This window comes from Uliginosibacterium sangjuense (assembly GCF_059132465.1).
In genome coordinates this window covers 2649635-2670522 of sequence record NZ_CP101132.1, presented here as the reverse complement: position 1 = coordinate 2670522, position 20888 = coordinate 2649635, and the positions used below count along the sequence as shown (strand labels likewise).

The window sequence follows — 20888 nt, the reverse complement described above, 5'->3', positions numbered from 1 at the left end:
TTGAGCGGGGCGGGGCGGGTAGAGGCCTGCTATGCGTCACGCCTGAAGGAGATGAACGTGGCAAAACTCTTCTATGGAATCCATTCCGTCGTCATCAATGAGCAGGAACCCCTGCCGCAGCCGACGGTGCTGCTGATCGGCGATTCGTGGTTCTGGTATCCCTTCGGCAACCTGGCACAGTTCATTGCCGAAGCGTTTCCGGACGAAACCTTTCTGGTACTCGGCAAGAACGGTGCGGAGGCGCAGCAGTGGCGGACGAAATACCGTACGGACATCCGCTTCGCGATCAGGAACTGGGGGCGTGACCTGAAGGCGATGGTCCTCAGCGGTGGCGGCAACGACATCGCGGGGCCGGAGGATTTCGACCCTATCGTGCGCGAGGACTGTAGTGCGGCCGCAAGCGTGGCGGATTGCTACGAGGCCGGGCAGCCGCTGGGTATCCTGGGGACTATTACTGCGGCTTATCGCGAGGTGATTCTCAAGTTGCGCGAAGTGAGCGATGCGCCGGTGTTCTGCCACAACTACGAGAACGCATGGCCTAGCGGGAAAGGGCTGCTGGGGCCGGCCGACTGGTTGAAATTGCCGATGGATCAGGCGGACGTACCCGGTTCGCTGCGTCGCCCTTTGTTCGAGGATTTGCTGCAAGGTCTGCACTTGGCGCAGCAGGCCCTGGCGGCGGACCCGGCCTTGGGAAAGGTCATCCCAATCAAGACCGCTGGTACCTTGCCCGACAACGAGAGTGTGTGGGCCAATGAACTGCACCTGACCTACGGAGGCTATCGCGAGATGGTGCGCAAGGCCTGGGTCGGCGTGCTGCAGCCGCACTTGGCGTGACCGCAGCGCCCGCTGCGGAGCGCCTCATTCCGCCTCGAACCAGTCCGGGTTGCGCTCGCGGATCGGGCCGAAGGAGAGCTGGATTTCGCGCAGGTGGGCACGCATGGCCTCCTGCGCCATGGCGGGGTCGCGTGCCTTGAGGCCGGTGTAGATGGCGGCGTGCTGGGCGATCAGCATGGGCAGTGGGGTGATCTCGCCCAGGCTCAGATAGCGCACGCGGTCCATGTGGGCCTTGATGTCCTCGATCAGCTCCCAGGCTTCGATGCAGTCGATGCTGCGCGAGATGCTGGTGTGGAACTCCTCGTCCAGGGCAAGGAAGCCGGCAGTGTCCTTGCGCGCGGCGGCGAGCTTCTGCTGCTCGATGTTGGCACCGAGCTTGATGAGGTTTTCGTCGCTGATCGTCTCGGCGGCACGGCCGACCACGGCTACTTCGACGGCCTCGCGGATGAAGCGGCCGTTGAGTACGCGCTTCTGCGAGATCTTCATGACGAAGGTGCCGCGTTGGGGCAACACCTGGATCAGGCCGGCGCCGGCCAGCTTGATGAAGGCGTCGCGCACCGGCTGGCGCGAGACGCCGAAGAGTTCGGAGATTTCCTTGTCCGAGATTGCTTCGCCAGGCAGCAGCGTGCAGTTGACGATGGACTGCCGCAGGGCTCGATAGATCTGCAGGTTGACCGGTTCGTTCGGGCTCAGGGTGAGCAGGTCGGGCGGCAGCATGGCGAGGCGCGTGGCGGCGGTGGGGGTGGAAATCGCGTTCATTATCCGTGAAAGCCGGGCGTTGCGTTGGCTTCGCCCGGCTGTGCGGTCAGCGTCTGCCCAGGCATCAGCCTGCGCCGAACACCAGGTTGGGCAGGAACAGCACGCTGGTGGGCCACACGATCATGAGTACTACCAGGGCGATGACGGCGGCGATCAGGGGCAGCGCCTCCAGGGTGTACTCGTCCATCGGACACTTGAGCATGCCGCACACGGTGAACATCGCCACGCCCACTGGCGGGGTCATGCCGCCCAGGGTCACGCAGGTCATCATGACTAGGCCGAAGTGCACCGGATCGATGCCGACCGCGCGGATGATGGGCATCAGGATCGGGGTGAGCAGCAGCACGATCACCGTGGCTTCCAGGAACATGCCCAGCGCGATGATCAGCGAGATCAGCAACAGCATCAGCACGATCTTGTTGTTGGTGATGCCAACCAGGAACTCGGCAGCGCTCTGCGGCACGGACTCCAGCGTGATCATGTAGCCGATCATCGAGGACAGCATGATGATCAGCATGATCATGCCGACGTCGGACACGCTGTGACGCAAGGCGTCGAGCAGCTTGGCGACGGACAGCTCGCGGTACACGAACAGGCCGACGAAGATCGCGTAGGCGACGGCGAAGGCGCCGGCCTCCGAGGGCGTGAAGATGCCGTAGCGGATGCCCACGATCAGCAGGATCGGGAACATCAGCGCCCACTTGCATTCCCAGGTGCGCGAGGCGATCAGCTTGAAGGACGGGAAATGGTCCATTTCTGCCTGGTAGCCGCGCTTGCGGGCGATGATGTAGGCCGTGCCCATGAGGATGATGGTCATCAGCACGCCCGGCACGATACCGCCCACGAAGAGCCGTCCGATCGATACGTTGCCCATGAAGCCGTACAGGATCAGCCCGATGCTGGGCGGGATGGTGGCGGTGATCAGCGAGCCGACCGAGATGACCGCGGCCGCGTAGCCGCGCGTGTAGCCACGTTCCAGCATGGCCGGCCCGAGGATGCGCGCTTCCATCGCGGCATCTGCCACGGCCGAGCCGGACACGCCGCCCATCAACGCGCTCAACATGATCGCGACCTGCGCCAGGCCGCCGCGTATCCAGCCAGTCAGCACCGTAGACAGAGAGATCAGGCGGCTGGTGATGCCGGATTCATTCATCAGGTGGCCGGCAAACACGAACAATGGCACGGCCAGCAGCGGGAAGGATTGGGTGGAGGTGGCGATTTTCTGGATCGCGATGTTGGTGGGGACCGGGCCGAAGATGTAGAACATCACGGCCGAGATGCCGATGGCGAAAGCCACGGGCATGCCCATGAACATCAGGAACAGAAACAGCAGGGTGAGGATGCCGGTCATATTACTTTCCCATCGGTACCTTGGATGGAGAGGGGAGCGCGGCCGGTGAGGGCGCGCCACAGACGAGTGAGGGTGGTGCACAGCATGAGGAAGCAGCCGACCGGGATGGCCCCGGTGACCCAGCTATAGCTGATGCCCACATCGCCCAGCACGCGCTCAACGTTCATGGTGGTGAGGCCGATGCCGTACCACACCAGCATGGCGAGGAAGGCGGCGATGGCGATCTGCCACACGGTGGCGATGACCTGCCCCACTTTTGCCGGGAAGTAGCGCACCACGATGTCGATCTCGATGTGCTGGCCCTTCTTCATCGCGAGGTCGGCACCCAGCACGCAGGCCCACACGAAGCTGAGCTGGGCGAGGTCCACCGCCCAGATCACCGGTGAGCCGGCGGTACGGGTGGTGGCGCCGATCAGCACGAAGATCGAGGTCGCCGCGAAGAACGCCATGGCCAGGCGCTCTTCGAGTTTGAACAGGAAACTGGCCATGGCGTGCGCCCCTTACTTCTTGCCCAGGGTGGCGTTGACCTGCTTGCGCAGATCGCTGTAACCCAGCTTGTCGTACACGAAGGCGGTGGAAGCCACGAAGGGGGCGACGTCGACCTCGGTCACCTTCACGCCCTTCTCGCGCATCAGCTTCTCGTAGTTGGCGAGCGAGTCGTTGGTGGCCTTGGAGGCGGTGTCGCCGGCCTTCAGCGACTCTTCGCGCACGATGGCCTGCAGGTCGGCGGGCAGCTTGTCGAACCAGATCTTGGAGCCGACCAGGCCGGTGATCAGGTAGATGTGGTGCGTCTTGGTCACATGCTTGATCACTTCGTACAGGCGTGAGCCGTAGGTCGCCGGGTGCTGTGCCTCAGCGGCGTCGATGGCCTGCATCTGCAGGGCGGAGTAGACCTCGGCCCAGGGCATGGGGGTGGGCGTGGCACCCAGGCCGCGCACGGTTTCCAGCCACACTGGAGCACCTGGGGTGCGCATGCGCACGCCAGCGAGATCGGCGGGCTTGGTCACCGGCTTCATCGTCAGGGTGTGGCGCTCACCTTGGTACCAGTTGAAGGACAACACCTGGTGGCCGGAGGCGTCGCGCAGCTTCTTGTTCCAGGATTCGACCAGGGGCGACACCACCAGCTTGCGCATCTCGTCGTAGCTGTCGACCACGTAGGGCGCGCCGAGGATGCCGAACTCCTTGACGAAGGGAGCCAGACGGCCGCCGTCGACGAGTACGGCCACGCCGGCGCCGGAGCGCGCCTGTTCCAGCACGTCCTCATCCGGACCAAGTTGGGAACTCGGGAACAGCTTGACGGCGATGCGGCCGCCGGAGCGGGCCTCGACCTGTTCCTTGAACTGGTTGAGCCCCTTGAACATCGGGTCTTCCACCGTCAGCGCGGAGCTGACATTGAGGGTGTAGGCCGGTGCGGCGATGGCCCAGGGTGCAACGGCAGCAGCCGCCAGGGCCACGGCGCCGAACAGCGAACGGCGAAGCTTGTTCATGTACTCCTCCTTCATTTGGCAATGAATCCGAGGGCACGCGGTTGCGCGCCACTCCACATACCGGCCGGGCGAGATCGTCGTCCGGTCGTTCCTCCGTTGGGGTCACCCCCAATTGGTACGTTTCTCTTCAGGACCGGCTCTGCGGCCGGTCTCGATCAATTCAATTCAATGCCCGTCGCCCCAGAGCAGGCAGGGGCCCAGCGACTTTGTGGGCCTCCGCTCCGGCCGGTCCCGCGTGAAAGACGCTGGATTCCTGCCCCCGATCGGGTCGAAGGCAGGCTCTGCGCAGGAATGACGGGTCTGCGTCTTGTGCATCACGATCGCGCGCTCACCAGTTCCACAGCGTGCCGTCCTCCAGCCGGGCGACCGGCAGGTAGGCGGGCTCGTAGGGGTACTTGGCGGCGAGCTTCTCGTCGATCTCCACGCCCAGACCAGGCTTGTCGCCGGGGTGCATGAAGCCGTCTTCAAAGGTCCAGGCGCACTTGAAGACCTCCATGGTCTCGGCGTGGTAGCCCATGTATTCCTGCATGCCGAAGTTCGGCGCCCACAGGTCGAAGTGCAGCGCTGCGCCCATGCATACGGGCGACAGGTCCGATGGGCCATGGCTGCCGGTGCGCACCTGGTACATCGACGCGAAGTCGGCGATGCGGCGCATGTGCGTGATGCCGCCGGCATGGGTGATGGTGGTGCGGATGTAGTCGATGAGCTGCTCTTCGATGAGCTGTTTGCAGTCCCAGATGCTGTTGAACACCTCGCCCACCGCGATGGGCGTGACGGTGTGCTGGCGGATCAGGCGGAAGGCTTCCTGGTTCTCGGCCGGCGTCGGGTCTTCCAGCCAGAACAGGCGGTAATCCTCGACCGACTTGCCCAGGCGCGCGGCCTCGATCGGTGTCAGGCGGTGGTGCACGTCGTGCAGCAGATGGGTGTCGAAGCCGAACTTCTCGCGTACCGCCTCAAAGAGCTTGGGGACGTAGTCGAGGTACTTCTCGGTCGACCACGACTGTTCTTCTGGCCAGCCCTTGGTGGCCGGCTCGTAGGCGCCGCCCTTGGAAACGCCGTAGACCGACTTCATGCCGGGGATGCCGCATTGCGCGCGGATCGCCTTGAAGCCCTTGTCCTGGTACTGGGCGAAGGCATCCAGGGTCTCCGGGATGTCGCGGCCGGTGGCGTGGCTGTAGACCATCACATGCTCGCGCGAGGCGCCGCCGAGCAACTGGTAGACCGGCATGTTCGCCATCTTGCCGGCGATGTCCCACAGGGCCATGTCGACCGCACCGATGGCCGACATCGTCACCGGGCCGCGGCGCCAGTAGGCACCCTTGTAGAGGTATTGCCAGGTGTCCTCGATCTTGCGCGGGTCACGGCCGATCAGCAGGGGGCACACGTGGTCGCGCAGATACGAGGCGACCGACAGTTCGCGGCCATTCAGCGTGGCGTCACCCAGGCCGTGGACGCCCTGGTCGGTGGTGATCTTGAGCGTGACGAAGTTCCTGCCCGGGCAGGTCACGATGACTTCGGCGTGGGTGATCTTCATTACTGACCTTTCTTGGCTAGCAGGACGAAGGGGGAGGGCCTTGTTCCTGGTCTGTTCGGCGCATTCCGGATGCGTTATTGACATGATACTATACTAACATATTAGTATGTTCAAGCGCGTTTTCGACAGGCGCTCGAATCCCGTGCAAGCTCCGTTCAACTGAAGGAAAGGCCCGTTTCATGAGCACTTCGCTGCCGCGGCTGGGCGCCGCCCAACTCCCCGCCCTCGCTTCCCACCTGCTGGGTGGGTCTCTCGGAGACCCCGCCATCGGCATCGTCCATTTGGGGCTGGGCAACTTCCACCGCGCCCACCAGGCCGTCTATACCGAGCAGGCCATGCTGGCCGCCGGTGGCGATTGGGGCATCTGTGGCGTGACCGTGCTGGACGAGCCGGCCATGCAGCAGGCCCTGGCCGAGCAGGACAATCTGTATACGGTGCTGACCAGCGACCGCGACGGCCAGCAGGCGCAAGTCGTGCGCGCCATCCGCAAGGTGCTGGTGGCGCCGCGTCAGCAGGCCGAGGTGCTGGCGCAGATGCGCGACCCGCGCGTGCGCATCGTGTCGCTGACGGTGACCGAGAAGGGCTATTGCTACGACGCCAAGACCAATGGCCTCGACTTCAACCACCCGGCCGTGCAGCACGACCTACTGAACCCGGATACGCCGAAGAGCGTGCCGGGCTACCTCGTCGCCGCGCTGCGCACGCGCCGCGACAATCCCTTCACCGTGCTGTCCTGCGACAACCTGGCGCACAACGGCAAGATCCTGCGCAACGTGGTGGTCCAGTATGCGAATGCCATCGATCCAGAGCTGGGCCAGTGGGTGGCTGACGAGGTGCGTTTCCCCTGCACCATGGTCGACCGCATCGTGCCGGCCACCACGGACGAGATCCGCGACACGGTCGCCAAGACGCTGGGCTGTTTCGACGCCTGGCCGGTGCCCGGCGAAGCCTTCCGCCAGTGGGTCATCGAAGACAACTTCGCCGCCGGCCGCCCGGCCTGGGAGCAGGTCGGTGCCATGCTGGTCGATGACGTGATTCCGTATGAGCTGGCCAAGCTGCGCATGCTCAATGGCACGCACTCCACCATGGCTTACCTGGGCGTGCTGGGCGGGCTGGAGACCGTGGATCAGGCGATTGGCGACCCGGCCATGTACAAGCTGATCCACGCCATGATGACGGAAGAGATCGCGCCCACGCTGACCGTGCCGGACAGCTTCGACCGCGCCGCCTATCGCGACCAGTTGCTGATGCGCTATGCCAACCCCGCGCTCAAGCACAAGACCATGCAGATCGCATCCGACGGCAGCCTCAAGCTGCCGCCGCGCATCCTTGGCACCATCGCCGACCGCATCGCGGCGGGCACTTCGTTCCGCCGCCTCACGCTGGCGGTCGCGGCCTGGATGCGCTTCCTGCTGCGCAAGACCGACGCCGGCCAGGCCTATGACATCAACGATCCGATGGGGCCGCTGCTGGGCGAGCTTGCTGCAGCCAGCAAGGGTGACAACGCCACGCTGATGGAAAGCCTGCTCGCGGTGCGCGAGGTCTTCCCAGCCGAACTGGCCGCGCATGCAGGCTTCCGTGCGGAGTTGTCAGCCGCGTTGGAGAGCTTGAAGGCAGTGGGCGCGCGCGCGACGATTGCGCGCTACGCCTGAGTCCGAGCAAACCCTCTCCGTCATTCCTGCGCTAGCAGGAGCCCAGCGTCGTTGAAGTGATGGCCTAGGCGCGAAAGACACTGGATCACTGCCTGCGCAGGGATGACGACATTGGACGCGTTCGTCGCGCACATCGTCATTCCCGCGCAAGCGGGAATCCAGCGCCGTGGCCGTTGAGCATGGGATGCGAAGTCTGAATTCGCGCGTGCGCGGGGACGACGGTGCAGGAGGCGCTGCGTGCGTGCTGTTTCAAGCCGAGCGTACCGCCGTCACGATGTTGAGTCGGGCTGCGCGCCAGGCTGGCAGCACGCCGCCCAGCAAACCCATGAACAGCGAGAAGATCAGGCTGGAGACGACGATGTCGCCGGTCAGCTTGAAGCTGAAGGCCAGCTCGGAGAAGGTCTGCCAGTTCATCGTCGATACCGACACGGTCTGCATCAGCGAGGCGCAGGCCAGGCCCACGATGCCGCCCAGCAGGGCCAGCAGCATTGATTCGGCGAGGAAGGCGAGCAGGATGTTGCCGCGCGAGAAACCGATGGCGCGTAGGGTGCCGATCTCGGCTGTGCGGCTGGCGACTGCCGCGTACATGGTGATCATGGCGCCGATCACCGCGCCGATCGAGAAGATGATCGACAGCACCATGCCCAGTATCTTGATGAAGCCCGCCAGCATCTTCGACTGGTCGGCGTAGAACTGCGTCTCGCGCTTGGCTTCCACGTTGAGGCGGCGGTCGGCCTTGATGCGCGTGGTCAACGCTTCGAGCCCGTCGCTGCGCGCGAGGCGGAACACCATCGAGGAATAGATCGTGCGGCGGAAGCTCTGCATCATCTGCTCCGCGTCGCCCCATATCTCGGAGTTGAAGGCGGTCTTGCCCGCTTCGAACTGGCCTACGACCAGCCAGTCGCGGCGCGCGAAGCGCAGCGTCTGGCCCAGCGCGACACCCTCGAAATCGCGGGCCAGGCTGGCGCCGACGATGATCTCGTTGCTGCCAGGGCGGAACATGCGGCCGGCCGTGAGCGTCACCTGTGGGCGCAGCGCGACACCCAGCTCGCGCGTGCCACGGATCGTGATGTTCGACGGGCCGCCGGTCGACTTCTTGATCAGCGAGATCAGCACCAGGCATTCCTTGCTCAGCATGGGCTGCCCGTCCTCGCCGCGCGCGATGTCGGGCAAGGTCTCCAGCACGCCCGCCTGGTCGGTGTCGATCGCGCTTTGCACCTCGGTCTCTGAGCCGGCGCGGATGACCACCACGTTGTCTTCCCGACCGGTCTCGACCAGCGTGGACTTCAGCCCCGCCTCCAGCATCAGCACGGTGGCGAACACGAACACCACCAGGCCCATGCCGCCCGCGGTCAGCGCGGTGGTCAAGCGGCGCGTCAGCAGGTTGCGCCAGATGTAGTTGAGGGGGATTTTGTTCATGGACGTACCCCAAAACCTGTCGTCCCTGCGCAGGCAGGGACCCAGCGACTTTCACCACCCACGCAAAACCTCAACGACACTGGATTCCTGCCCCCGATCGGGTCGAGGGCAGGCTCTGCGCAGGAATGACGGAGCTGGTGTGATGTAAGTGCGCTCATTGCACCTGCCTCAGCCCTTCGACGATCTTCACCGTGGCCGCGCGGCGGGCGGGCAGGGCCGCTGCGACGAGGCCGATCACCAGGGCCGCCAGCCACTGCTGCTGGACGGTGTCTGGCGCCACGTTGAACACTGGGAAGATGTTGTCGAGCTGGCTGCCCACGCCGCGTGCGAGCGGGCCGGTCAGCGCGATGGCCAGCCCACCGGCGACGAGTGCCAGCGTCAAGGATTCGGCGAACACCAGCGCGCTGCCAACCCAGGGGCGGAAGCCCACCGCCTTGAGCGTGGCGTACTCGCGCGTGCGCTCGCGTGCTGACATGGCCATGGTGTTGGCCATCACCGCCATGATGATAAGGATGATCACGTAGGAGACCAACTGGATCGCCTGCACGATGGTCTCGGTCATCGCCACGAAGCTCAACTGAAATGCCTTCTCGGTCTCGGTCAGCGTTTCCGCCAGTGAATTGCGGAAGGTGTTGTCGACGCGCTCCGAGATGGCGGCGGCCTCGCGTCCCTCGGCGATGCCGACGACGTAGACACCGATCTGGTTCTCGTAACCCGGAAAGAGCTGCTTCGCGCGTTCGTTCAGATAATTCCAGTGGAAGAAGAACTGGTTTTCGTCGGTGTTGGGTCGCGCGCCGGTGTAGATGCCACGCAGCACGAACTCGTAGTCGCCGGCGAAGATAGTGCCGCGGATCGGGATCACGTCGCCCACTTTCCAGCCGTAGCGCTGGGCCAATTTGCGCCCGGCCACGGCACCACGCCGGTCGCGTACGAAAGCGAGCCTGGCCTCCTCGTCGAGGCGAAACTCCGGATACAGCCGCAGGTAACTCTCCGGCTCGATGGCGAACTGGGGGAAGAAATTGCTCTGGTCGATGTAGATGCCGCCAAACCAGTTGGCCCAGGACACATCCGTCACGCCTTGCACGCCCCGGATGCGCTCGGCGTAAGCCAGCGGCATGGTGAAGGTCAGCGAGATCGCGTTTCGGGTGATCAGGCGCTTGTCCGAGGCCGCGTCCGCACCGGCATACCAGGCTGACACCACCGTCTTCAGCAGCCCGAAAGCCAGCACCGCCACCACGATGCCGGCCAGCGTCAGCGTGCTGCGCAGCTTGTGGCGCAGCGGGTTGCGCAGGGCGAAGCGGAGGATGAGACTCAGCATGGATGCGGGATGAGATAGGCCGGATGAAGCGTAGCGGAATCCGGGGGCAAACGGGGCGGACAGGGCGTGAGTCGCGCAGCCCGGCGCTGGCGTGCTTTAGTTGAGTTGTGCGCGGACCAGGATCTGCATGTGGCGCATGTCGCGGGTGAAATGCGGCATCAGGCGAAAGGCGAGCCGGCGTAGCAGCTTGTCCTTCTCCCACCAGTCCTCGTGGATGCCGTGCGTGTCCAGCACCTGATAACCACAATTGCGGAACAGATCGACGATGCTCTTTTCGGTGAAGAAGCGCAGGTGCGTGCGGTCGCGGATGCCGACGTCCTCGTAGTGCCAGTCCTTCTGCAGGATCAGGTGTTCCAGGTTCTTGATATTGCGCACGTTCGGCACACAGCAGTTGATGCGCCCGCCGGGCTTGAGGAGGCGTTTGCACAGCTCGAGCGCGGCTACAGGGTCGGCCATGTGCTCCAGTGAATCGTTGAAGGTGATGAGGTCGAAGTAGGCCGGTGGCAAGGGGTTGTCCGGGCGGAACACGTCGTGGATGACGTGGTCGAGGCGGGTTTGCGCAATCTGCGCGGCCTCGTCGTCCGGTTCGACGCCCCACACCTCGCAGGGACGCAGCTCCTTCAAGGCCATGCCGAAGGTGCCGTAGTTGCAGCCGACGTCCAGGACCGTCACGGCGTCCTCGGGCACGAGGCTGATCAGATCCAATCGCTTGGTGTCACCGTAGTCCGGGCGTGCCCTGTTCAGCATCCGAGTCTCCCTGTCAGTGGGCATTGCTTGTGCCTGTCACTATAGTGTGTGACTTGCGCTGTTTCGGTGCTCCATCGGGTGGGGTCAGCCCACCATTTTGCCCGCCACCACCCAGCGGTCGAAATCCTCCGCGCTCACATAACCCAGTGCCAGCGCAGCCTCGCGCAGCGTGCTGCCTTCCTGGTGTGCCTTCTTGGCGATCTGCGCGGCCTTGTCGTAGCCGATGTGGGGGTTCAGCGCGGTCACCAGCATCAGCGAGCGGGCGACCAGTTCCTCGATGCGCGTGCGGTTGGGCGCGATGCCGACCGCGCAGTGCTCGTTGAAGCTCGTCATGCCGTCGGCCAGCAGGCGCACGCTCTGCAGGAAGTTGTGGGCGATCATCGGGCGGAACACGTTGAGTTCGAAGTTTCCCGAGGCGCCGCCGATGTTGATGGCGACGTCGTTGCCCATGACTTGCGCGGCGAGCATGGTGAGGGCCTCGCTCTGCGTCGGGTTCACCTTGCCGGGCATGATGGAGGAGCCCGGCTCGTTCTCCGGGATGCTGATCTCGCCGATGCCGCTGCGCGGGCCGCTGGCGAGCCAGCGTACGTCATTGGCGATCTTCATCAGACTGGCGGCGAGCGTCTTGAGCGCACCATGGGCGTGCACCAGGGCGTCGCAGGCGGCCATGGCCTCGAACTTGTTGGGCGCGGTGACGAAGGGCAGACCGGTCAGGCGTGCCAGCTCGGCCGCCACCTGTTCGGCATAGCCCTTGGGCGCGTTCAAACCGGTGCCGACGGCGGTGCCGCCCAGCGCGAGTTCGCACAGGTGGGGCAGGGCCGCGCGTACATGGCGCTCGCCTTGGGTGAGCTGGGCGACCCAGCCGGAAATCTCCTGCCCCAGCGTGAGCGGTGTGGCGTCCTGCAGGTGGGTGCGGCCGATCTTCACGATGTCGTCGAAGTCGCGTGCTTTCTGTTCCAGCGTGCCGCGCAGCTTGGCGAGGGCCGGCAGCAGGCGCTGCGTCAGCGCATCGACGGCCGCCACGTGCATGGCGGTCGGGAACACGTCGTTGCTCGACTGGCTGCGATTGACGTCGTCATTCGGATGCACTAGGCGGCCTTCGCCGCGTGGGCCACCCAACAGCTCGCTGGCACGGTTGGCCAGCACCTCGTTGACGTTCATGTTGGTCTGCGTGCCGGAGCCGGTTTGCCACACCACCAGCGGGAACTCGTCCGGATGCTGGCCGGCGATCACCTCGTCGGCGGCGGCGATGATGGCCTCGGTCTTCTGCGCCTCGAGCAGGCCCAGGGCGTGGTTCACCCGGGCCGAGGCGCGCTTGACCTGGGCCAGCGCGCGGATGATCTCGCGCGGCTGCTGCTCGCCCGAGATGTCGAAGTTGTGCAGCGAGCGCTGCGTCTGCGCACCCCAAAGGCGGTCAGAAGGGACTTCGATGGGGCCGAAGCTGTCGTGTTCGGTACGCGTGCTCATGCTGCCCTCCGTGTGGCTCAGGCTCGGTTTGTGCCGGTTCCGGTGGTGCTCCCGTTGATCACCATCGCCGACAGTTCGCCCTTTTCGAGGTGGCGCACCGCATGCGCGGCGTCGGCCGCCTTCTGGTCGTGGGTGACCATGACGATGGTCTTGCCCAGTTCGCGGTTGAGGCGCTGCAGCAGGTGCAGCACTTCCTCGCCGGACTTGCGGTCGAGGTCGCCGGTGGGTTCGTCGGCGACGATCACCGTGGGGTCGCTGACGATGGCGCGCGCAATGGCCACGCGCTGCAACTGGCCGCCGGAAAGCTCGCTGGGGTAGTGCTTCACGCGATCCGCCAGGCCCACCAGCGACAGCGCGGTGAAGGCGCGCTCGCGGCGCTCGCTGCGCGACAGGCGGGTCAGTTGCAGTGGCAGCTCGACGTTCTCCAGCGCGCTGAGCACCGGCATCAGGTTGTAGAACTGGAAGATGAAGCCGATGTTGGCAGCGCGCCAGTCGGCCAGCCCGGCGTCGTCGAGCTGGGCGATGTCCACGCCGTCGACGACGATGGCACCGGCATTCGGCTGGTCCAGGCCGGCGATCAGGTTCAGCAGGGTGGACTTGCCCGAGCCCGACGGGCCCATGAGGGCGAGGAAGTCGCCGCGCGCGATGTCGAAGTCGATGTCGCTGAGCACCGGCACGACCTCGCCGCCGCGTACGTAGTGTTTGCTCACGTGCTGGACGCGGATGACGGCGTCTGCAACGCGCGGGGGCTCGCCTGCGCCAGGAGCGAGCGTGGTCGCGGCGTCGCTCACGACTTCTTCTCCACCACCTTGGCGCCATCCTTGAGCTTGTCGTCCGGTTTGAGGACGACGATGTCGTCGTTCTTGAGGCCACTCTTCACTTCGATCAGATCGCCCAGCTTGCCGCCGGTCTCGATCTTGCGCGCCTGGGCGAGGCCGTTCTCCACGACGAACACGGTGTCGCCGCGCAGCGCATCGCCGTGCACCGCGAGGCGCGGCTGGCGCTCGTCCGGCCTCAGCGCGCGCTCCAGGAAGGCGACCTTGGCGCTCATGTCGGGCAGTACGCGCGGGTCGCGCTCGTCGAAGCGGATCTTGAACTTGACCGTAGCCTTGCTGCGGTCGACGGTGGGCACGATGCGCGCCACGCGGCCGGCCAGGCGCAGCTCGGGCAGGGCGTCGAGCTGGATCTCGCAGGGCTGGTCCAGCTTGGCCTTGGCGAGATTGGTCTCCGACACGTCGGCCTCGACTTCCAGCGTCTCCAGGTCGGCCATGGTCACCACCGCCCCCTTCGAGGCGGTACTGGCGGCGAAGGGCGCGACCACGTCCCCCACGTCGGCCTGCTTGGTCAGCACGACGCCGGCGAAGGGGGCGCGGATGATGGTGTTGTCCATCGCCACGCGCGCCTCGGTCAGACCGGCTTCGGTCGCACGCACCAGCGCGGCCTGCGCGGCGACGTTGGCGACAGCCTGGCGGGCGCGGTTCTGTGCGGCGTCGACGGCCGACTGCGCGACGAAGCCCTGTGCCTTGAGGTCGCTCTGGCGCTTCAGGTTGAACTCGGCGTCCACCAGCTCGGCCTCGGCCTGTTTCTGGCGCGCCTTGGCGGCTTCCATATTGGCCACCGCTTGGGCGATCTGCGCCTTGATGTCGGAGTTCTCCAGCCTCGCCAACACCTCGCCGGCCTTGACCCGGCTGCCTTCGCGCACGCCGATCCATTCCAGGCGGCCGGTGCCCTTGGAGGCGACCGAGGCCTTGGTGTCGGCCACCACATAGCCGGTAGCGTTGACCAGGGTGATCGCCTGTGCCGGCCAGGCTTGTGTGACGCGCGCGGTCTGCACTTCCTGTGGCTTGCCTTGCAGGCCCAGGATGCCAAGCCCGCCCAGCAGGACGAGACCGGCGGCCAGCCAGGCGAGGGTGCGTCTGCGCCGGCGCGGGGCGACGGGCTTGCGGTCGATGCGGAGGGAGTCGAGCGGGTTCTGGTCCATGCGGTATCCTCGGAATGCCACGGGGATTCTAGCCGTCCCGCTCCCCGCTGGCGTGATCCTGCCTTGATTGTCACCGAAACACATGCCCGTCGATTCCCGTACCCGCGCGCTGCTGGACATGCTCAACCGCATCGAGGCGCCGCGCCTGCATGATCAGCCGCTCGACATCGCGCGCCACAATTACCAGAAGCTGATGTTCGCCTATCGGGGGGAAGCACCGCCCGGAGTAGAGTCTGTCGAACTGAGTCTGCCGCGTCGCGAGCTGGAAGGTGGCCCACTGGCGGCGCGCCTGTACCGCCCCGAAGACGCCACAAGCGAGTTACCGGTGCTGTTGTGGTTGCATGGCGGCGGGTGGACGTTGGGGGATCTGGCCGGTTATGACGTTCTGTGCCGGATGCTCGCCAAGGGAGCGGACTGCGCCGTGCTGGCGCTGGACTATCGCTTGGCGCCGGAGCATCCCTTCCCGGCGGCACTGGACGACACCTGGTTCGCCCTGCGCTGGCTGGCACGCCATGCCCGCACGCATGGCCTGGACGGCGAGTGCCTGGCCATTGGCGGTGACTCCGCTGGCGGCAATCTCGCCGCAGTGGCGGCGCACCTGGCGCGCGATGCCGGCGCGCCGCCACTGCGCCTGCAACTGCTGGTCTATCCGGCGACCGATCAGGACAGCACGCGCCTGAGTCACGAGACCTATGGCGAAGGCTACTTCCTCGATCGCGACGCGATTGCCTGGTTCCACCGCAACTACCTGCCGGCCGAGGCCGACCGCCTCGACTGGCGTGCTTCGCCGCTGCGCGCCCCGCGCTTCGAGAGCCTGGCGCCGGCCCTGGTGATCACCGCCGAATGCGATCCGCTGACCGATGACGCCTGTGCCTACGCCTCGCGCCTGCGCGAGGCCGGCGTGGTCGTCGACTACAGCGAGTACGAAGGCTGCATACATGGTTTCTTCTCGATGCCGCGCCTGCTGCCGGCGGCCCAGCGCGCCATCGATGAAGCCTGCGCCGCCCTGCGCGAGGCCTTCGCGCACTGAGCCGGCAGCTTGCTGCGCTGCAGGATTGAGCGGCCGGCGCGCAAGCCTCAGCATTACGGTGCCATCCACCTGCAACGGCTGGCCGCCCGTGCGATCATCGGGTGACTACACCTCAGGGGGCGCGTGGCGGTGGGCAAGTTGAACTGGGACGGCGTGGCACGCATCTGGCGGCGCAGCTTCCGTGTGAGGCTGGTGGCGGCCATGATGATGGCCGTCTCGCTGGTGGTGCTGCTCTACAGTGCCTTCGTCTTCCTGCGTTACGCACAGATCTACGAAGGCGAGGCGCGTGGTCGTGCCGCACGTCTCGCGAATGTCCTGGCTGAGTCGCTGGCGCATCCGATGTACGAGTTCAACACGCTGGCGGTGCAGGCCGGGGTGCGTGCCCTGGCCTCGCACGAGGATGTGCGGCGGGTCACGGTGACCGATCCGGAGGGGCGCGTGATGGCCGAGTTCGCCCGTCCCTCCACGGCCGAGCGCAGCTTGCTCGAGATCAAGCGCGAGATTGTCTACGAGGTGCCGGAGCGTTCGTTGAGCGTGGGCTGGATGGAGCTCAGCTATGGCCGCGACGTGATCGACTCGCAGATCTTCGCGGTGCTCAAGGAGGTCGTGCTGGGAGCCGGGCTGATGGCCCTGGGCACGCTTCTCGTGGCGCTGTGGGTGGTGCGTTCCCTGACCCGTCCGATCGACCGCATCGTGGCGGGCCTCGACGAACTGGCTGCCGGCAAGACCAGTGGCGAACTGCCGCCGCTGGGCCGGAAGGACGAGTTCGGCCGCATCTTCACCGCCATGCATCGTTTCCGCGCCGCCATCATCGAGCGCCAACAGGGCGAGCAGCGCTACCGCGAGGAACTGGAGCTCACCGTGGCCCAGCGCACCGCCCAACTTGCCGAGGCGAAGGAGGCAGCGGAGACGGCCAACCGTGCCAAGAGTGCCTTCGTGGCCAACATGAGCCACGAGATCCGCACCCCGCTCAACGCGGTGCTGGGCCTGGCCAAGAGCATCGTGCGCGAGGACCACGGCCGCAAGTCAGGCCAGTCGGCCGCGCGCATTCTCGAAGCGGGCGAGCACCTGCTGGGGGTGATCAACGATGTGCTGGATTTCTCCCGCCTGGAGGCGGGCAAGCTCCTGGTGGAGCGTCGTCCTTTCGAACTGAGCGTGACCCTGACCCGTGCGCTGGACATGCTGCGCGACCGGGCGCGTGCCAAGGGCCTGCGCCTGCGTCTGCAACTGGGCTCTGGCCTGCCGGAGTGGGTGGTGGGGGATGCATTGCGGGTGGAGCAGATCCTGATCAACCTGCTGTCCAATGCGGTCAAGTTCTCCGACCGTGGTGAGGTCAGCCTGGGCGTGAGCTGGCGCTACGGCGTCTGTGAGTTCCGCGTGGCGGACACCGGCATCGGCATGGACGCGGACCAGGTCCGGCGCCTTTTCCGCCCGTTCGAGCAGGCAGACGGCTCGACCACGCGGCGCTTCGGGGGCTCCGGCCTGGGCCTGGCAATCAGCCAGAGCCTGGCTCAGCAGATGGGGGGCGACATCGAGGCCGAAAGCGTGCCCGGCCACGGCAGCGTATTCACGCTGCGCCTGCCCCTGGCGCTGACGGACGCACCGGCGCAGCCATTCGCGGAGCACGAGCCGGTGGCCGGCCCCGCCTTGCCGGGTCTGCGCGTGCTGGCGGCCGAGGATGTCGAGCTCAACCGCATCGTGCTGGAAGACATCCTGCTGGCACAGGGCGCCTCAGTGGTGTTCGCCGAGAATGGCCAGGTCGCACTCGATCTATTGGCCACGCGTGGCAGCGAGGCTTTCGACGTCTTGCTGACCGACGTGCAGATGCCGCACATGGATGGCTATGAATTGGCGCGCGCGGTGACGGCCCGCTACCCGCGGCTGCCCGTTTTCGGAGTGACCGCGCATGCGATGCGCGACGAGCGCGAGCGCTGTCTCGCCGCCGGCATGCTGGCGCACCTGACCAAGCCCATCGATGAGGCCTTGCTGATCGCGACCCTGCGCCCCTTCTGCAGCGGCCAGACGCAACTGCAGGCGCCGCAGGCGGCGGAGAGCGACGCCTCCGCGCCGCCCATCATCCTGCTCGACTGGGTGGCCCTGGCGGCGCGCTACAACGGGCGCAGCGCCTTCGTCGAGCGTTTGCTGGAGACCTTCCAGCGGACCCATGCGGGCTCACCGCAGCGCCTGCGCGAACTGGTGCAGGCTGGCGCGCTGGAGGAGGCCAAGCTCATCGCCCACTCGATGAAAGGAATCGCCGGCAGCCTGGAGGCGGGCCCCCTGGCCCAGGCCGCCACCCTGGCCGATCTGGCGGCGCGCGAGAACCGGGCGGACGCCCCACAACGCTTGCTGGCCCTGGCCGACGCACTGGAAACCGTGCTCCTCCTGTTGCGTGAGCGCGCCAGCACCGGCGCCGAGGTTCAGTGAGCGGCGTGCTCGAACCAGTTCAGGCGTGAGCGCAACGCGGCCACCGCGCCAATGATCAACAGGGCGGGCGGGCGCATGCCGGCCTCTTCCAGGCGCTGCGGCAGGGTCGCGATGGTGGCTTCCACGGTGCGCTGATCGCCCCGCGTGGCCTTGCGCACGCAGGCCGCCGGGGTGTCCGGGTCCATGCCGTGGGCGATCAACTGGCGGCTGATCTCGCCCGCCGCCAGTACCCCCATGTAGATGACCACGGTCTGGCGCGGGCGCGCCAGCGCCGTCCAGTCCAGGTCGCAGCTGTCGTCCTTCAAGTGGCCGGTGACGAAGATGACCGACTGCGCATGGTCACGGTGGGTCAGCGGGATGCCCGCATAGGCGGCCGCGCCGCTGGCGGCGGTGACGCCCGGCACGACCTCGAAGGGAATGTCATGGGCGACCAGTTCCTCCACTTCCTCGCCGCCACGCCCGAAGATGTAGGGATCACCCCCTTTCAGGCGCAACACCTTCTTGCCTTGCTGGGCCAGGCGCACCAGCAGGCGGTTGATCTCTTCCTGTGGCAGGGTGTGCTTGCCGGCCTCCTTGCCCACGTAGATACGCTCGGCGTCGGGACGGGCCAGGGTCAGGATGTCTTCGCCGACCAGGCTGTCGAACACGATGCAGTCTGCTTCGGCGAGCAGGCGGGCGGCACGCAGGGTCAGCAGCTCGCGTTCGCCGGGACCGCTGCCGACCAGCACAACGCTGCCCGGCAGGAATGGCTTCAATGGGTGCATCAAGGGAGAGTGGGCTGTTCTCTGAAGGAATAAAAGTCTAGCATTCGCGCCCTGGCGCTTGGTGCGGCGCAAGATCGATTCCGGGGACGAAGATGCAGGACAACACCTCATTGGGGGGGCAGGGTGGCGGCCGGCTGCTGGCGGTGACCGTCGCGGCAGTCGGCGTGGTGTATGGCGATATCGGCACCAGTCCGCTGTACACCATGAAGGAGGTGTTCGGTGGCCATGGCATCCCGCCGACACCGGACAACGTGCTGGGCATCCTGTCCCTGGTGTTCTGGGCCCTGACCCTGATCGTCTCGCTGAAGTACGTGGTCTTCATCATGCGCGCCGACAACAACGGCGAGGGCGGCATCATGGCCCTGACCGCGCTGGCCCACCGCGCCGCGGCCAAGGCCACGCCGCGTCAGATGTGGCTGATGACGGCGCTGGGCATGTTCGGTGCCGCCCTGTTCTACGGCGACGGCGTGATCACGCCGGCGATGTCGGTGCTGTCGGCGGTGGAGGGCCTGGAAGTGGCCACGCCGGCGCTCAAGCCCTATGTGCTACCGCTCACCATCGTGGTGATCTTCGTACTCTTCTTCCTGCAGAGTCGCGGTACGGCCAGCGTGGGTGCCTTGTTCGGGCCGATCATGATCACCTGGTTCCTGACCTTGGGTACGCTGGGCCTGGTCGAGGCGGTCAAACACCCTTATGTGCTGGCGGCGATCAATCCCCTTTACGGCGCCCAGTTCTTCATCGAGCACAAACTCCATGGCTTCCTGGCGCTCGGCTCGGTGGTGCTGGCCGTCACCGGCGGCGAAGCCCTGTACGCCGACATGGGGCACTTCGGCCGGCGTCCGATCAAACTGGCCTGGTTCGCGCTGGTGCTGCCCTGCATCTACATGAATTACCTGGGCCAGGGGGCCTTGCTGCTGTCCGACCCGGCGGCGGTACGCAATCCCTTCTACCTGTTGGCGCCGGACTGGGCGCTGTACCCGATGGTCGGGCTGTCGACCCTGGCCACCATCATCGCCTCCCAGGCAGTGATCTCGGGCGCCTTCTCGCTCACCCGCCAGGCCATGCAACTGGGTTACTGCCCGCGCATCGCCTATGTCCACACCTCGGCGCGGGAGATCGGCCAGATCTACGTGCCGGGCATCAACTGGGCCCTCCTGCTGTCGGTGGTTGCGCTGGTGCTGGGCTTCAAGTCATCGAGCAACCTCGCCTCGGCCTACGGCATCGCGGTAACGCTCACCATGATGATCGACACCGTGCTGGCCTTCGTCGTGGTGCGCGAGCTGTGGCGCTGGTCGCGGACCAAGAGCTGGGGCTTCCTGATCGGCTTCCTGATCGTCGATCTCGCTTTCGTGCTGGCCTGCTCGGTCAAGATCATCGACGGTGGCTGGTTCCCGCTGGCGCTGGGCGGCTTCATCTTCCTGCTCTTGTCGACCTGGCAACGTGGGCGTGCGCTGCTGGCCGAGCGCACCCGCGTCGAAACCATGCCGCTGGACCTCTTCATCCAGTCCCTGTTCCACTCGCCGCCACACCGCGTCGATGGCGTCGGCATCTTCATGACCACCTCGCTGGGGGGGGTGCCGCGTGCGCTGCTGCACAACCTCCTGCATAACAAGGTGCTCCACGAGAAGGTCGTGCTGCTCAAGGTGCAGATGGAGGATGTGCCGGTGGTGCCCGAGATCGACCGGGTGGAACTGGATGAGCTCGACTACGGCTTCTATCGCCTGATCGTGCGCTATGGCTTCAAGGACGAGCCGGACGTGCCGCTGGCCCTGCAGCGCTGCGCCGAGTTCGGCCTGCAGATCGAGATGATGGAGACAACCTTCTTCCTCGGCCGCGAACGATTGATTCCGCATATCAAGCCGGGCATGGCCTTGTGGCGCGAGCGCCTGTTCATCTTCATGTTCCGCAATGCCAGCAGCGCAGCGGATTTCTTCAAGATCCCCGCCAACCGCGCAGTCGAGTTCGGCACTCAGGTCGAGATCTGACACGACAGGCGGCGGGCCAGGAAAGCCTGCCCCTGTGGGCAAACTGCCCGCTTGGGTACGGGCTCCCGACGTTTTCGTGATGCCTGTCACGGCATCATTCGACCGCCTGACGTATGTTCCCACCCACTCAGATGCG

Annotated in this window: 17 protein-coding genes; 5 read left to right on the top strand and 12 right to left on the bottom strand. The window is 66.0% G+C overall.

Annotation, left to right across the window (positions count from 1 at the left end):
• The first annotated feature begins 57 nt into the window (after positions 1-57).
• Positions 58-834 carry a hypothetical protein gene (locus NMB43_RS12390; RefSeq protein ID WP_494348472.1) on the top strand — a complete coding sequence of 259 codons (777 nt, stop codon included), beginning with the start codon at positions 58-60 and terminating at the stop codon, positions 832-834.
• Positions 835-858: 24 nt separating this feature from the next.
• Here NMB43_RS12390 and NMB43_RS12385 read toward each other — a convergent pair whose 3' ends face one another.
• The 5 genes from NMB43_RS12385 to manD form a co-directional block, all read right to left on the bottom strand.
• Complete coding sequence (locus tag NMB43_RS12385) at positions 859-1593, bottom strand: GntR family transcriptional regulator (RefSeq protein ID WP_494348471.1); 735 nt, start codon at positions 1591-1593, stop codon at positions 859-861.
• A 64-nt stretch (positions 1594-1657) separates the two neighbouring features.
• A complete protein-coding gene (locus NMB43_RS12380) occupies positions 1658-2944 on the bottom strand; it encodes a TRAP transporter large permease (protein ID WP_494348470.1) in 1287 nt (428 codons plus the stop codon).
• On the bottom strand, positions 2941-3432 hold the full coding sequence (locus NMB43_RS12375; protein WP_494348469.1) for a TRAP transporter small permease: 492 nt from the start codon (positions 3430-3432) through the stop codon (positions 2941-2943). The genes NMB43_RS12380 and NMB43_RS12375 overlap by 4 nt, the downstream gene beginning before the upstream one ends.
• A 12-nt stretch (positions 3433-3444) precedes the next feature.
• On the bottom strand, positions 3445-4431 hold the full coding sequence (locus tag NMB43_RS12370) for a C4-dicarboxylate TRAP transporter substrate-binding protein (RefSeq protein ID WP_494348468.1): 987 nt from the start codon (positions 4429-4431) through the stop codon (positions 3445-3447).
• Between the two features lie 328 nt (positions 4432-4759).
• Positions 4760-5965, bottom strand: a complete 1206-nt coding sequence (gene manD, locus NMB43_RS12365) for a D-mannonate dehydratase ManD (protein ID WP_494348467.1) — start codon at positions 5963-5965, stop codon at positions 4760-4762.
• Positions 5966-6144: 179 nt separating this feature from the next.
• On the opposite strand from manD, the gene NMB43_RS12360 reads away from it, so the two are divergent.
• Positions 6145-7617, top strand: a complete 1473-nt coding sequence (locus tag NMB43_RS12360; protein ID WP_494348466.1) for a mannitol dehydrogenase family protein — start codon at positions 6145-6147, stop codon at positions 7615-7617.
• A gap of 249 nt (positions 7618-7866) precedes the next feature.
• On the opposite strand, the gene NMB43_RS12355 is transcribed toward NMB43_RS12360, so the two are convergent.
• From NMB43_RS12355 to NMB43_RS12330, 6 genes are all read right to left on the bottom strand, one after another.
• Entirely contained in the window at positions 7867-9036 is a 1170-nt protein-coding gene (locus NMB43_RS12355) for an ABC transporter permease (protein WP_494348465.1), read from the bottom strand.
• Positions 9037-9190: 154 nt separating this feature from the next.
• Positions 9191-10354, bottom strand: coding sequence for an ABC transporter permease (locus NMB43_RS12350; protein WP_494348464.1), 1164 nt, complete (start codon positions 10352-10354; stop codon positions 9191-9193).
• Positions 10355-10450: 96 nt separating this feature from the next.
• Positions 10451-11101, bottom strand: coding sequence for a class I SAM-dependent methyltransferase (locus NMB43_RS12345; protein ID WP_494348463.1), 651 nt, complete (start codon positions 11099-11101; stop codon positions 10451-10453).
• An 84-nt stretch (positions 11102-11185) separates the two neighbouring features.
• Positions 11186-12568, bottom strand: coding sequence for a class II fumarate hydratase (fumC, locus tag NMB43_RS12340; RefSeq protein ID WP_494348462.1), 1383 nt, complete (start codon positions 12566-12568; stop codon positions 11186-11188).
• Positions 12569-12585: 17 nt separating this feature from the next.
• Positions 12586-13359 (bottom strand): ABC transporter ATP-binding protein, encoded by a 774-nt coding sequence (locus NMB43_RS12335; protein ID WP_494348461.1) that lies wholly within the window; start codon positions 13357-13359, stop codon positions 12586-12588.
• Complete coding sequence (locus NMB43_RS12330) at positions 13356-14549, bottom strand: efflux RND transporter periplasmic adaptor subunit (protein WP_494348460.1); 1194 nt, start codon at positions 14547-14549, stop codon at positions 13356-13358. Before NMB43_RS12330 ends, NMB43_RS12335 begins: the two co-directional genes overlap by 4 nt.
• Before the next feature lie 82 nt (positions 14550-14631).
• Here NMB43_RS12330 and NMB43_RS12325 point away from each other — a divergent pair, with 82 nt between their 5' ends.
• On the top strand, positions 14632-15579 hold the full coding sequence (locus tag NMB43_RS12325; RefSeq protein WP_494348459.1) for an alpha/beta hydrolase: 948 nt from the start codon (positions 14632-14634) through the stop codon (positions 15577-15579).
• A gap of 129 nt (positions 15580-15708) precedes the next feature.
• Positions 15709-18003, top strand: coding sequence for an ATP-binding protein (locus NMB43_RS12320; protein ID WP_494348458.1), 2295 nt, complete (start codon positions 15709-15711; stop codon positions 18001-18003).
• On the opposite strand, the gene cobA is transcribed toward NMB43_RS12320, so the two are convergent.
• Positions 17997-18767, bottom strand: coding sequence for a uroporphyrinogen-III C-methyltransferase (gene cobA, locus NMB43_RS12315; protein ID WP_494348457.1), 771 nt, complete (start codon positions 18765-18767; stop codon positions 17997-17999). The genes NMB43_RS12320 and cobA overlap by 7 nt on opposite strands.
• 92 nt (positions 18768-18859) lie before the next feature.
• On the opposite strand from cobA, the gene NMB43_RS12310 reads away from it, so the two are divergent.
• Positions 18860-20752, top strand: a complete 1893-nt coding sequence (locus NMB43_RS12310) for a potassium transporter Kup (RefSeq protein ID WP_494348456.1) — start codon at positions 18860-18862, stop codon at positions 20750-20752.
• Positions 20753-20888 lie beyond the last annotated feature (136 nt).